The organism is Streptomyces sp. NPDC053665, assembly GCF_055585285.1.
In genome coordinates this window covers 133,638-145,913 of record NZ_JBVJKK010000009.1, presented here as the reverse complement: position 1 = coordinate 145,913, position 12,276 = coordinate 133,638, and the positions used below count along the sequence as shown (strand labels likewise).

The 12,276-nt window shown below is 71.2% G+C and carries 13 protein-coding genes; 7 read left to right on the top strand and 6 right to left on the bottom strand.

All coding sequences use genetic code 11. The features are described from left to right. Positions 1-120: 120 nt before the first annotated feature. Positions 121-999, top strand: a complete 879-nt coding sequence (locus tag ACZ6ZN_RS30615) for an SCO6745 family protein (protein WP_469651266.1) — start codon at positions 121-123, stop codon at positions 997-999. Positions 1,000-1,212: 213 nt separating this feature from the next. Here the strand turns inward: ACZ6ZN_RS30615 and ACZ6ZN_RS30610 are convergent, their stop codons facing one another. Both ACZ6ZN_RS30610 and ACZ6ZN_RS30605 read right to left on the bottom strand, forming a co-directional pair. Further along, entirely contained in the window at positions 1,213-1,761 is a 549-nt protein-coding gene (locus ACZ6ZN_RS30610) for a hypothetical protein (protein WP_469651263.1), read from the bottom strand. Positions 1,762-1,877: 116 nt separating this feature from the next. Then, positions 1,878-3,302, bottom strand: coding sequence for an FG-GAP and VCBS repeat-containing protein (locus ACZ6ZN_RS30605; RefSeq protein WP_469651260.1), 1,425 nt, complete (start codon positions 3,300-3,302; stop codon positions 1,878-1,880). A gap of 163 nt (positions 3,303-3,465) precedes the next feature. Here ACZ6ZN_RS30605 and ACZ6ZN_RS30600 point away from each other — a divergent pair, with 163 nt between their 5' ends. Genes ACZ6ZN_RS30600 through ACZ6ZN_RS30590 form a run of 3 tightly spaced genes read left to right on the top strand, consistent with a single transcriptional unit; the run spans position 3,466 to position 5,678 of the window. Beyond that, the gene (locus ACZ6ZN_RS30600; RefSeq protein WP_469651258.1) at positions 3,466-3,924 is read left to right on the top strand and encodes a MarR family winged helix-turn-helix transcriptional regulator; all 459 of its coding nucleotides are present in this window, start codon (positions 3,466-3,468) and stop codon (positions 3,922-3,924) included. Continuing rightward, positions 3,921-5,354 (top strand): MFS transporter, encoded by a 1,434-nt coding sequence (locus ACZ6ZN_RS30595; protein WP_469651256.1) that lies wholly within the window; start codon positions 3,921-3,923, stop codon positions 5,352-5,354. The genes ACZ6ZN_RS30600 and ACZ6ZN_RS30595 overlap by 4 nt, the downstream gene beginning before the upstream one ends. 30 nt (positions 5,355-5,384) lie before the next feature. Further along, positions 5,385-5,678: a DUF1330 domain-containing protein gene (locus ACZ6ZN_RS30590; protein ID WP_469651253.1), complete on the top strand. Its 294-nt coding sequence runs from the start codon at positions 5,385-5,387 to the stop codon at positions 5,676-5,678. Positions 5,679-5,880: 202 nt separating this feature from the next. Here the strand turns inward: ACZ6ZN_RS30590 and ACZ6ZN_RS30585 are convergent, their stop codons facing one another. Next, positions 5,881-7,287 (bottom strand): FG-GAP-like repeat-containing protein, encoded by a 1,407-nt coding sequence (locus tag ACZ6ZN_RS30585; protein WP_469651251.1) that lies wholly within the window; start codon positions 7,285-7,287, stop codon positions 5,881-5,883. Between the two features lie 206 nt (positions 7,288-7,493). Between ACZ6ZN_RS30585 and ACZ6ZN_RS30580 the strand changes: the two genes are divergently transcribed. Beyond that, positions 7,494-8,027, top strand: a complete 534-nt coding sequence (locus ACZ6ZN_RS30580) for a GNAT family N-acetyltransferase (RefSeq protein WP_469651249.1) — start codon at positions 7,494-7,496, stop codon at positions 8,025-8,027. Between the two features lie 132 nt (positions 8,028-8,159). Here the strand turns inward: ACZ6ZN_RS30580 and ACZ6ZN_RS30575 are convergent, their stop codons facing one another. Then, a complete protein-coding gene (locus tag ACZ6ZN_RS30575) occupies positions 8,160-8,507 on the bottom strand; it encodes a MerR family transcriptional regulator (RefSeq protein ID WP_469651371.1) in 348 nt (115 codons plus the stop codon). Positions 8,508-8,639: 132 nt separating this feature from the next. Between ACZ6ZN_RS30575 and ACZ6ZN_RS30570 the strand changes: the two genes are divergently transcribed. Then, on the top strand, positions 8,640-9,368 hold the full coding sequence (locus tag ACZ6ZN_RS30570) for an SDR family oxidoreductase (RefSeq protein WP_469651246.1): 729 nt from the start codon (positions 8,640-8,642) through the stop codon (positions 9,366-9,368). A gap of 83 nt (positions 9,369-9,451) precedes the next feature. Here the strand turns inward: ACZ6ZN_RS30570 and ACZ6ZN_RS30565 are convergent, their stop codons facing one another. Next, positions 9,452-9,706, bottom strand: coding sequence for a DUF5302 domain-containing protein (locus ACZ6ZN_RS30565; protein ID WP_398111832.1), 255 nt, complete (start codon positions 9,704-9,706; stop codon positions 9,452-9,454). Between the two features lie 264 nt (positions 9,707-9,970). Between ACZ6ZN_RS30565 and ACZ6ZN_RS30560 the strand changes: the two genes are divergently transcribed. Then, a complete protein-coding gene (locus ACZ6ZN_RS30560) occupies positions 9,971-10,126 on the top strand; it encodes a DUF6131 family protein (protein ID WP_398111833.1) in 156 nt (51 codons plus the stop codon). Positions 10,127-10,467: 341 nt separating this feature from the next. On the opposite strand, the gene ACZ6ZN_RS30555 is transcribed toward ACZ6ZN_RS30560, so the two are convergent. After that, positions 10,468-12,153, bottom strand: a complete 1,686-nt coding sequence (locus ACZ6ZN_RS30555; RefSeq protein ID WP_398111834.1) for a ribonuclease J — start codon at positions 12,151-12,153, stop codon at positions 10,468-10,470. Positions 12,154-12,276: the final 123 nt, after the last annotated feature.

Below are 12,276 nucleotides of genomic sequence, written 5' to 3'. Positions count from 1 at the left end.
CCGGGCCGGGCCGGACGCTGCCTGGTGGCGCCCAGCCGGGGGGTTGTTATGACCGCTGTCATGATGGATGCTGCCTCTCGGCGCACGTCACGGCCGAACCCGACGAGCCGGGAGGACAAGGTGAGGGACAACGCCGCACGGGCGATGTGGGAGAGGTACGAGCCGGTCCACCAACTGGTCTACTTCGCTCCCGAGGTGCGCGAGGCCATGGACGGCCTCGGGATGCGGGGCTACTGGATGGGCTACTTCGCTCTGCGCGCGGCACCTCTGGGCCCTGTCCCGGCCCCCGTCGTCACGAGCTGCTTCTACGTGTTCCACCCCGACCGGGCCGCGAGCGCCCTGCCGGAAGCCTGGAGTCTGGCCGGGTCGCAGCAGGTGATCGAGGCTCGCGAACGGGCCGTGGACGCCGCGATGACCAGCCTCTACGGTCCCGATGTCATCGGCTCCGCCGAGCTGGCCGAGGCCGCCGACCTCGCATGGGAGGCCGCCGGCGCCGCGGACACGGCGGGTCGGGTGCTCGGCGCGGCCAACCAGGCCTTGCCACGGCCGGATCACCCCCACGTCCGGCTCTGGCAGGCCGCGACCACCTTGCGCGAGCACCGTGGAGACGGCCATGTCGCCGTGCTGGTCGGCCATGGCCTGGGGCCGGTCGAGGCGCTGGTGCTCAAGAGCGCGACGGGCGAGACCGACGCCGGGTTCCAGCAACGCATCCGCCAGTGGGACACCGAGGCATGGCAGGCGGCGCGGGAGGCGCTGCGCGGGCGCGGCTGGATCGACGAGGAGGAGCGCCTCACGGCGGCCGGCGCGGCCGCCCACGCGCAGATGGAGGCGGACACGGACGCCGCGGCGGCGGCGCCGTGGCACGCCCTGGGTACCGAAGCCACCGCCCGCCTCGCCCACCTGCTCGAACCGCTCGCACGACGCGTCCTGGACTCCGGCCTCGTGCCGCCCGCCAACCCGGTCGGCCTGACGGACGGTACGTGGCGCGCCGCCGGATAGTCCGCCCCTGACAGCGGGTTCGACGACGACTCCACGGCGGCAGGACGCGCCCCTGCTGTGCACCGGCCGCAGCGCTCCCTTCAGCGGGCCGCCGGCCGCACTCGATCGCACGCCTCGGCCACCCCTAACGCCCCGTCAGGCCGGGCGGGTCACGCGTCTGTGTGTGACCGCCCCCTCACTTCTTTCGCGGAATTCGCGGAATCGGAGGGGTGGCTATGTTCTGCGCGGTTTGCGTGGCCGACCCCAGCTGCCGTGCGGCCGATTGCGGTCCCGGCCCGACGTCGCGGCGTCGAACTGGGCCTTACTGGTCACCGGCCGCGGTACGGGTACGAGGGTGGTCGCGGTCGATCGGAACGGGACGGTCGAGGCCCAGCCGACGAGGGGCATGGTCTCGTCGTAGTGCGGAGCGAACTGCGCGACGTCGATCGCGGGCATCCGGTGGTTCAGGCTGCGCACATGTGCGATGAACGCGTCAGGCAGCGCGACATGGTGCGTTTCGACGTAGTGCGGGAAGTCCTGGCGCCACAGCCACGTACCGTCCGTCAACAAGGAGGAGCATGCCAGAGAATGCCGGTGAGCCTTCCCGGTGATGACGTCGTCTCCGCCTTCCATGACGTCGAGGAGGACGTGGCCTGCGTCCAGGTAGGCCACCAGGTCCTTCTCGTCCGGCTCACCGACGGGCCGGACGGCATCACGTATCGATCCGTTCGGTCGGCCGGAGCAGTCGTCCAACTCGTCGTAGAAGCCCAGCAGTCCCAGCACGGCGTCCCCCTTCGGCCTTCGGCAAGCCTTTCCCTCCCCCGGGCCGCTCGCAGCCGCGGCGACAAGAACACTTTGATCACCCTCCGCAGCGAGCGCCTTCCCAACGGCAACTCCGGCTACCGGGTGACCCTTTCGGTGAGCTTCGGCTGTTCGGCGGGGAACTTTGCCGCGTCTCCCAGGAAGAGCAGGAAGCCGTCCGGCGTCTCGGCCACCACGTCCGTGAACCTGTCGCCGTTGACGTCCAGCAGGGGCACAGTGGCGCTGATCGACGCCCCACCGTACGTCGCCGCGTCGAAGGCGGTGGCTCGGGACGGGTCGGGACCGGAGCCGTCGCTCGCACCGGGCAGCAGGGTGAAGCGGCCCGCCTTGTCCTCGCCCGGAGTGTCGATCACCAGGTCCGGATGGCCGTCGCCGTTCACATCACCGGTACCGGAGACCGCGCCGAAGAAGTCCTTGCCCTGCCCGTCGCCGGGGATGCCCGGGGTCTCCTGGCTGAGCACCGTGTTGCGGCGCCCCGTGCCGGGGCCGCCCGGCGCCCCGTGGACGAGGGTGAGCTGTCCCGGGTCGAGCCCTGCGGCCGGCGACCCGACGCCGCCCCCTCCGACGAGGAGGTCGGTGACGCCGTCGCCGTTCACGTCGCCGGTCAGCGGTGTCAGGACTCCGTCCTCGGTGGCGTTGTCCAGGTCCAGGGGCGGGTCGGCCCGGACGGGCCCGTCAGGACTGCCGCGGAAGTAGGCAGTTGCGGGGACCGGGTCCGAACCCGGCTCCTCGTCTTCCTCGTACGGCGGGCTGCCGGTGAACAGCAGGTCGTCGAAGCCGTCGGCGTCGAAGTCACCGGAGGTGGCCCCGCCTCCGGCGGCCTCCCAGTCCTGCTCCACGAGCCGGGCCGGGGCGCCGTTCCGTCCGAACGGGCCGTACGCGATCCGGCCCGGAATCCGCTCCGGGTCCTTCTGCTGCGCTCCCTTGCCGCGGTCGATCAGGTCGAGGGCCCCGTCACCGTCGACATCGGCAGCGGCCACGGCGAGGAACTGGCGCGGGGCGGTCACCGCCACGGGCTTGCCGAGGCCGTTCATCCCACCGAACAGGACCACCGCCTGATAGGCGGCACCCGGCTCGGCCTTGCGGCCCTGTCGCGTGGGTGCGCGTGTGGCGACCAGGTCCGTGAATCCGTCGCCGTCGAGGTCGCCGCGGAGCAGCGGGGCGCTGTACCCGCCGTCGTCACGTGTGGCCCGGACCGCGTCCAGTCCGCGTTTCGAGCCCGGGACGACGACCAGACGCCCTCCCGACTCGCCGGAGGCGCGGTCGACTTCCACGGTGGCGAAGTCGTCGTAACCGTCCTTGTCGAAGTCGCCGGTGCCCGACTCGCTGCGACCGTCACGGTCCCGAGGGGCCGGCCGGCTCTCCCCCGGACGGCCGGCGTTCCCGTCCCGGCTCCCGCTTCCGCCGGAGCAACCCGTGAGCAGGAGGAGCGCACAGCCCAGCAGGGCGAGCAGGAACCGAGGGGCAACCGCAGCCTCATACGCACCCGCGAACTTCCGCACCGCCACCCCTGACGACCAACACCTCGTGCCACTCGATCCCCGACGGCACAAACCTAGTGATCAGCAAGCTCCTGTGGCAATGCTCGGTGTTTCGCCCTCAGCACAGATACCTCCCCCCTACCACATACATAAGCGCTGTATATAAAAATGCTATGCTTCCGGCATGAGTCGTCGCGACACCCTTCCTGACGCTTCCGCCGCCATCGGGGCAGCTCTCTACGGCCTGGCCACCAGGGCCGCGAGACGCCTCCCCCGGGACATGAGCCTGACGTCCGCCGCCACCCTCGCCACCTTGGACCGGACGGGCTCCCGGCGTATCACCGACCTGGCCGCGGTCGAGGGCGTCACCCAGCCCGCGATGACCGCCCTGGTCCGGGTGTTGGAGGAGTCCGGTCTGGTCGAGCGGCGGGGCGACGCGTCCGACAGGCGGGTCACGCTGGTGTGTCTGACCGACGCGGGCGCCACCTATGTCCGGACCCGGCGCCAGGCGGGCGTCGACGCGTTCGAGCGGCTGATCGGCGAACTCACCGGTGACGAGATCGAGGCGCTGCTGGCGGCCCTTCCGGCGCTGAAACACCTGGCAGAGCTCGAGAGCCAGGACCGCGACCGGTTCGGGCAGTGACCGGGCGGCCGGTCGGCGGAGACATGGTGAGAACGGTCCCAGTGCCGCGTTCCGAGGCGCGGATGCTGGTTCCCGCCCTGATGTTCATCGCCCTGGTCGTGGCTGCGGTCGGCAGCCTCGGGGCGCCGCTCATCACCAGCGTGGCGACCTCGTTCCACGTCTTGCTCGGCAGCGCGCAGTGGACGCTGACCGTCGCACTGCTCAGCGGTGCCGTCGCCACGCCGGTGCTGGGGCGGCTCGGAGCCGGCCCGCACCGCCGGGCCACGATCCTCGTCACCCTGGCGGTCGTCGTCACCGGCAGCGCGCTCACCGTGCTGCCGCTGCCGTTCGCGTGGCTGCTGGCGGGCCGCGCGGCCCAGGGTGTCGGTCTCGGGCTGACTGCGCTGATGATGGGCGTGGCCCGGGATCATCTTCCCGAGGAGCGGGGCGGGGGCGTGATCGCCCTGATCTCGGTGGTCTCCATCATCGGGGCCGGCGTCGGCTACCCGCTGGCCGCACTGCTCGCGGAGCTCGGCGGAGTACGGGCCGCCTACGGCCTCGGTCTGGCCGTCACCGCCGCCGCCCTCCTGACCGCGTGGCGCTCCATGCCCGAAGCACCCGAAGGCCGCTCCGCGCGCGTGGACCTGGTGGGCGCGGTCGTCCTGGCCGCCGTACTGCTGCTGGTGCTGTTCCTCGCCGGTGAACGGAGTCTGTGGAGCCGGCACCTCGCCGTGGCGGCGGGCCTCTCCGTCGCCGCGGTGGTGCTGCTCTGCCTCTGGGTCGTGATCGAGCTGCGCAGCAGGACGCCCCTGGTCGATGTGCGAGCCGTGCGGCACCCGGCGGTCGCCGGGGCGAACCTCGCCATGTTCGTCGGCGGGATCGGCATGTACCTCCTGCTCACGCTCGTCACCCGGTACGCGCAGACGCCGCACGGCGCCGGCTACGGCTTCGGTCTGACGACCTTCGTCGCCGGGCTGGTGCTCGTTCCGTTCTCGGTGCTGGGGTTCGTCGCCGGCAAGCTCACGCCGCGGGTCCGGACGCGGGTCGCCGACCCGCTGCTCCTGGCCGGCAGCGCCGTCGTGGTCGGCGGCGGGTTCGCCCTGTTCGCGGCGGCCCGGTCGGACCTGGCCGAACTGTTCGCGGCTATGGGCGTGCTGGGCTTGGGTGTCGGCGGCTTCTCGGCCGCCATGCCCGGCGTCATCCTGGCCGTCACCCCCGGGAGCGAGACGTCGAGCGCCATGAGCGTCAACTACGTCGTCCGCAGCGTCGGATACTCCCTGGGCAGCGCCCTGGGCGGCCTGATCCTCGCGGCGGGCACCGGCCCCGGCCACCTCTTCCCCGACGACAGCGCCTACACCACCGCCGCGCTGGCCGGCCTCGGTGCCATGGCGCTCACGACGCTGACGAGCCTCTGCCTCGCCCGCCGGCGCTCGCCCCCGGCCCGTCCCTGAGTCGGATGCACTCACCACATCGGAGGTCTCATGCCCAAGGGCTACTGGGTCAGCGTCTACCGCACCATCACGGACCCTGAGAAGCTGGCCGCCTACAACACGCTGGCCCGTCCCGCCGTCGAGGCCGGGGGTGGTCGGACCCTCGTCCGAGGCGGTCGGGTCGTGGCGCACGGCGCCGGAATCGCCGAGCGCACCGTCCTGGTCGAGTTCGACAGCTTCGAGCAGGCCGTCGCGGCCTACGAGAGTGCGGCCTACCAGGAGGCGCTGGCCGCCCTCTCCGACGGCGTCGAGCGCGACTTCCGCATCGTCGAGGGCAACGACTGACGGCGGGGGGCCGGTCGGAACTTCACTGGCCAGTCAGCGCGAGGACCCGGGTGCCGGCGGAGAAGCCGGCACCCGGGCAGGAGGCCCGCTCAGGGTGCCGTCGGTCGCGCGAGGCCCGGGTCAACGCTGATGGGCGGGAAGCCGGTTCCGCGAGGACCCGGGAGAGGCCGGCGCGCCGGCCGGGTCCCGCGGAGTCGGCCGATCAGCGGGCGATGCGCTGCCCGAACAGCGCCTCCTTCTGCGGCGCACCGAGCGAACCCGGGCTGAACGAGGTGATGTTGTTGGTCGTCGCACCCGTCTTCGAGCCGCGCAGCACCCACACCGCCCCCGAGTCCTTGTACGTGCCGTCCTCCAGCGGAGCGGCCGCTATGAGGTCGGCCCGGTTGTTGGCGTTGACGTCGGCGAGCAGGACCGTACGGCCGAAGTTGTCGCTCGTCTCGGACACACCGGGAACACCGGAGGTGGACTGGTGGAAGGCCTGGGCGCCCGAGCCGGTCAGGCCGGACGGTCCGCCCTTGAGCAGGACCACCGCGCCCGCCTCGCGGACCGAGCCCACGTCCTCGCCGGGCACGCCGACCGCGATGTCCGGGTAGCCGTCGCCGGTCACGTCGCCGGCGGCCAGCGAGTAGCCGAACTGGTCGCCGAAGTTGCGGTAGTTGTCGCCCGCCTCGTCCGTGCCGGGGACGCCCGCCGAGTTCTGCGTGATCCTTGCGGTGCGCGTGGAGGGCCCGTTCGCCGAACCGTAGACGACGCGGACCGCGCCCGCGTCGTAGTCCATCATCTCCGACACCTGGTCGACCTGGCGGGCCACGAAGTCCCCGTAGCCGTCCTTGTTCACGTCGGCCACGACCCCGCCGACGGTGTAGTAGCCGGTGCTCTTGAAGGTCGAACTGAGCCCTGTGGAGGTCCCCTTGTAGTAGCGGGAGTGGAACTGCATCTCCTCGAAGCCGTTCGTGGTGACGACGTCGTCCTTGCCGTCTCCGTTCATGTCGCCGACGGCCATGTCCTGGGGGCCGGACTCGTCCGCTATCTCCAGCGTGTTCGTCCGGGCGGGAGCACCGGCCCGGGTGAAGGGGCCGAAGCGGACCTCCAGGTTGCCGTTGCCGTTGGCGATGACGTCGGCATGGCCGTCGCCGTCGATGTCACCGGCGGCCACCCGGTAGGCGGCGTCGCCGAGCGGGGCGCCCTCGCCCAGGCCCTGCGGGGAGCCCCAGAGCACCATCGGGGTGTAGTAGCTGCCGACGATCAGGTCGGTGTACCCGTCACCGTCCAGGTCGCGGGCAGCGGTGCTGGTGCCGAAGGTCCCGTACTCCATGGGGTCGCCCGGCACGCCCTCGGTCGCCTGCGTGATCAGCTGCGGGTGGGCGGTGTCGGTGCCGGCCGAGGAGCCGTACAGGACCGAGACGTAGCCGGCCTGCTGGAGGCCCGACACGGTGGCGAAGGGGGCGCTGACCGCGAGGTCGGCGAAGCCGTCGCCGTTGAAGTCCACCACGGGGGTCTTCGGCCCGGCGGCGGCGGCCGGACCGGCGGACAGAACGAACGGCGCGGTGAGCAGCGCGGCCAGCGCCGCGCACCGTGCGACGTTGCGACGGCTCTTGGGGTGAGGCACGAATGACTCCGAAAGTTGGGTCCGGATAGGTCTGTCGTTCATCTGGGACCCGCGAGGGACCGAAACGGTTGTGGTCCGGGTGACCGAATTTCGCCTTCGCCGAACCGCTCCGCTCACGTACTCGGCTGCCGCCGGCCTCCGGCGCGGCCGACCGGCCGCGGGAGCCGCGATTCGCTTCGCCACGGCCGTCTCGGCAGGATGGGACCATGACCGAGATCCGCACCCCCCGCCTCGTCCTGCGTCGATGGTTCGACGACGACCTCGTCGCTCTCTCCGAGATCCACGCCGATCCGGTGGTGATGCGGAACATCGGCGACGGCAGGACGCGCTCCCTCGACCAGACGGCCGAGGACATCGAGGCGTGGGAGGAGGAGTGGGACGAGGAAGGCTTCGGGATGTTCGGCGTCGAGCTCCTGGGCTCCGGTGAACTGGCCGGTGCCGTCGGTCTGACCGTGGCGAAGACACCGTCCGAGATCGCAGGCCAGGTGGCGATCAGCTGGCGGCTGGGACGCGTGTTCTGGGGCCAGGGTTACGCCTCCGAAGCAGCTCAGGCCACCCTGGAGTTCGCCTTGCAGGATCGGGGCCTCGACCGCGTGGTCGCGGCGTGCCGGACGGAGGACCGAAGCTCGGCGAACGTACTCGGGAAACTCGGGATGCAGGCGGAAGGCGCCACACGGCACCCGGTCCATGGCCACGACCTGACGTTGTACGGCATCGATCTGACGCAATATCAGCACTAGGGGCAGACCAGGGGCAGTGCCGCTGCGAAGCATGCGCCCGGGTTCCCGGCGGCCCTCGTCCGACGCCGACGCCGGGTCGGCCGCGACGGCGGCGGCGACGACGGCTGGATCGGTGGGACGTCTCCGTGACACCTAGGGGTGTGTGTCGGTGACGGCGATGACCTCGTCGAGGCGGTCCCGGGCGGCCAGCAGTTCGTCGATCTTGGCCTGGATGCGCTCGCGCTCGACCCGCAGCATGGCGCGTTGCTCGGCGTCGGTGTGCCCCGAGTCCCAGCACGGAAGGAGTTCGGTGATCCTCCTGCTGGTCAGACCAGCGGCGTACATCTGCTGGAAGAAGCGGACCCGTGAGATGGCGTCCTGGCGGTACAAGCGCTGGCCGGACGGGCTGCGCTCCGCGGTGAGCAGCCCCTGCTGCTCGTAGTAGCGCACGGCGCGCACCGAGACCCCGGCGCCTCGTGCCACCTCGCCGATCCGGATCATCCGCTCGCCCGCATCCACTGCGCTGGTCACGGTGCCCCCTCTCCCTCGGCTCCGGGAATCCAATGGGAAATACCCGGCACCGGACATCAGCCCTTGCCTCTGACGTTGGCGTCAGGTTTTAGCGTAACGGACATGGACATCAACAACTCCGTCGCCCTTGTCACAGGGGCCAACCGCGGCCTGGGCCGCTCTTTCGCCCAGCGCCTGGTCGCACGAGGCGCCCGCAAGGTCTACGCGACGGCTCGCCGGCCGGAGACCGTGGATCTGCCCGGGGTCGAGGTGCTGCCCCTCGACATCACCGATCCCGCATCCGTCAGGGCCGCCGCCGAGGCCGCCCCGGACGTCTCGCTGCTCGTCAACAACGCCGGAGTCAGTACGGGAACCGACCTGCTGACCGGCTCGCCGCAGACGGTGCGGCACGAGCTGGAGACCAACATGTTCGGTCACCTGACCATGATCCGGGAGTTCGCCCCGACTCTCGCCAGGAGCGGCGGAGGCGCGATCGTCAACGTACTCTCCGCCATGTCCTGGTTCGGGGGCAGGGGCGCGAACGCCTATCACCTGTCCAAGGCCGCCGCCTGGGCCATGACCAACGGCGTCCGCCTGGAACTCGCCGAGCAGGGCACGCTCGTGACAGCGGTACACCTCGGTCTGGCCGACACGGACATGGCGGCGGGCTGGCCCGTGGCCAAGATCGCCCCATCCGACCTGGCCGACGCTGCCCTGGACGGTGTGGAGGCGGGCTCCGCCGAGGTCCTGGCCGACCAGTGGAGCGAGGATGTGAAGTCGCGTCTGCCGTTGACCCCGGAGGAGTTCACCGCCGCGATGGACCGCGCCCTGGCGGCGCTGTCCGCGGCCTGAGGTTCCTCAGACCGCGGGTCGGGGCGATACGGACACGGGGAGCGGCTCCCCCGCGGGCCGCCGGCCCTGTGGGCGGTCCGGGGTCAGCCGCTCTTGCGCCTGAACGACCGCTGCTGCGCAGCCGGTCCGTGCGCGCCTCGGACCTTGGCGGCGTGCGGGTTGCTCGCCACGTCGGCGGCATCCGCCTGCATACTCCGCTTGCGCGCCAGGGCTTCGCGGAACTTGCGCTTGAGGTCGTACTGGCCGTCGGCGTCGGGCGAGAGAGCGGGGCTCCCCGTGTCGCCCGATTCGGCATCGGCCGGTTCCGGCGCTTGTGGCGTCGAAGACTCTGCGGTCAAGGGGACCTCCTGGGTGCGCGGTTGGGGACCACAGCTTGTCATGCCGGGCGTCACATGTGCCGCCGACAGCCGACATCACGAGCCGCTTTCGCTCCGAGCCCCGCGGGGGGGCCGGTGTGCGGCCGTCGCTGACCATATGCCGAGGGAGATCGACAACCGCCGGGGTGCCGCGGGCAGCGCTGTACGTGCTTCTCACCAGCACGAGCGCACAGACCGCGGGGAGGTGCATATTGGAAGCAGCACTACTTCCCACCGGAGGCCGTCATGCTCCTCCTCGGCATCATCCTGCTGGTCGTCGGTTTCATCACCGGGATCTCGGTCCTGTGGACGATCGGGATCATCCTCGCGGTCATCGGCGCAGCGCTGTGGATCATGGGCTCCATGGGGCACGCCGTCGGCGGCCGCCGGCATTACTGGTAGTCCGTGGACGGGCGCGGCGGGTCGGGCAGTCCCGCGACCCGGCGACCCGGCGATCCGACCCTCCGGCGGCCCGGCGATCCGGCGGTCCGCCGGTCACTGCGGTCCGGCGATCCGACCGTCCGGCGGCCCGGCGATCCGGCCGTCCGTGCGGTCCGGCTGTCCGTGCGGTCCGTGCCGTCCGGCGATCCGGCCGTCCGGCCCATTGAATACTGGCCGACGGCAGCCGCGTCGGCGCTGGTGGTCGCGGCCACCAGCGCCGACGCGGCACGTGTGCGGACCCCTGGCCGGCACGGCATCGAAGCCACGCCTGCGGCAGGAGCCCACCGGACACGTGCTCCCGGTCAGGCGTCGATGATCACCGGGATGATGAGCGGCCTGCGGCGGTGCGTGCGGAACGCCCAGTTGCCCACGGCGCGGGCGAGGAGCTGCTCCAGCTGGCGGGCGTCGCCGACGCCTTCCTGAGCGGCGTTCGCCAGCGTCTTCTCGATGACGGGGATCACCGGCTCGAAGGTGGTCTCGTCGTGGACGAAACCGCGGGCCAGGAAGTCGGGCGGCTCGGTCAGTGCTCCAGTGTCGGCGTCGACGATGGCGACGACGGTGACGACGCCCTCCTCGGCCAGGGTCACCCGGTCCTTGAGGGAGGCCTCCGTCGCGCCGCCGACCTCCATGCCATCCACGTAGACGTTGCCCGCCGACACCTTGCCGGTGATGGAGGCGCGGCCGTCCACCAGGTCGACGACGACGCCGTCCTCGGCGATGACGACCCGCTCGGGGTCGACGCCGGTGCGGATGGCGAGGTCGGCGTTGGCGCGCAGGTGGCGGAACTCGCCGTGCACGGGCATGACGTTGCGGGGGCGGACGATGTTGTAGCAGTAGACGAGTTCGCCGGCGCTGGCGTGGCCGGAGACGTGCACCTTGGCGTTGCCCTTGTGGACGACGTTGGCGCCCCACCGGGTCAGGCCGTTGATCACCCGGTAGATGGCGTTCTCGTTGCCGGGGATGAGGGAACTGGCGAGCAGGACGGTGTCGCCCTTGCCGATGCGGATCTGGTGGTCGCGGTTGGCCATCCGGGACAGGGCGGCCATCGGTTCACCCTGCGATCCGGTGCACACCAGGGTGATCTTGTGGTCGGGGAGCTTCTCCAGCTCCTTGGTGCTCACGACCAGGCCGGAGGGGACCTTCAGATACCCCAGTTCCCGGGCGATGCCCATGTTGCGGACCATGGAGCGGCCCACGAAGGCCACCTTGCGGCCGTACTGGTGTGCGGCGTCCAGGATCTGCTGGATGCGGTGCACGTGGCTGGCGAAGCTGGAGACGATGACCCGCCGCGGCGCGGTGCGCATCACCTGCTCGATCGCGGGGTTCAGCTCGCGTTCGGAGGTGGTGAAGCCGGGGACCTCGGCGTTGGTGGAGTCCGTCAGGAACAGGTCCACACCCTCTTCACCGAGGCGGGCGAAGGCCCGCAGGTCGGTGATCCGGTCGTCCAGGGGGAACTGGTCCATCTTGAAGTCACCGGTGTGCAGCACCATGCCCGCCGCGGTGCGCAGGGCCACCGCGAGGCTGTCCGGGATGGAGTGGTTGACGGCCACGAACTCGCAGTCGAAGGGGCCGAAGCCGCGCCGGTCGCCCTCACGGACGCGCACCGTGCGGGGCCTGATGCCGTGCTCCTTGAGCTTGGCCTCGATGAAGGCGAGCGTGAGCTTGGAGCCGACGAGGGGAATGTCCCTCCGCTCGCGCAGCAGGTAGGGCACGCCGCCGATGTGGTCCTCGTGGCCGTGGGTGAGGACGACGGCGACGATGTCGTCGAGCCGGTCCCGGATGGAGGTGAAGTCCGGCAGGATCACGTCCACGCCGGGCTGGTTCTCCTCGGGGAACAACACTCCGCAGTCCACGATCAGCAGCTTGCCCGCATGCTCGAAGACGGTCATGTTCCGGCCGATCTCGCCCAAACCGCCCAGAGCGGTGACCCTCAGCCCTCCCTTGGGCAGTGGCGGAGCGGCTTTGAGTTCGGGGTGCGGATGGCTCATACCCTCACGCTACCGAAAAGTCCGCGCCAGGACGATCATCGGGGCGTCGGAACGACCGGGCAGGCGAGCGTGGCCCGGTGCACGCAGGAGGCGAGCGTGACCCGGTGCGCGCAGCCGGCGATC

What these genes read in the sequence shown, in the direction of transcription:
- ACZ6ZN_RS30600 (WP_469651258.1), top strand. Translation starts at nt 3,466, where the DNA reads ATGAGTCGTCGCGACACCCTTCCTGACGCTTCCGCCGCCATCGGGGCA.
- ACZ6ZN_RS30590 (WP_469651253.1), top strand. Translation starts at nt 5,385, where the DNA reads ATGCCCAAGGGCTACTGGGTCAGCGTCTACCGCACCATCACGGACCCT.
- ACZ6ZN_RS30580 (WP_469651249.1), top strand. Translation starts at nt 7,494, where the DNA reads ATGACCGAGATCCGCACCCCCCGCCTCGTCCTGCGTCGATGGTTCGAC.
- ACZ6ZN_RS30575 (WP_469651371.1), bottom strand. Translation starts at nt 8,507, where the DNA reads ATGATCCGGATCGGCGAGGTGGCACGAGGCGCCGGGGTCTCGGTGCGC.
- ACZ6ZN_RS30570 (WP_469651246.1), top strand. Translation starts at nt 8,640, where the DNA reads ATGGACATCAACAACTCCGTCGCCCTTGTCACAGGGGCCAACCGCGGC.
- ACZ6ZN_RS30560 (WP_398111833.1), top strand. Translation starts at nt 9,971, where the DNA reads ATGCTCCTCCTCGGCATCATCCTGCTGGTCGTCGGTTTCATCACCGGG.
- ACZ6ZN_RS30555 (WP_398111834.1), bottom strand. Translation starts at nt 12,153, where the DNA reads ATGAGCCATCCGCACCCCGAACTCAAAGCCGCTCCGCCACTGCCCAAG.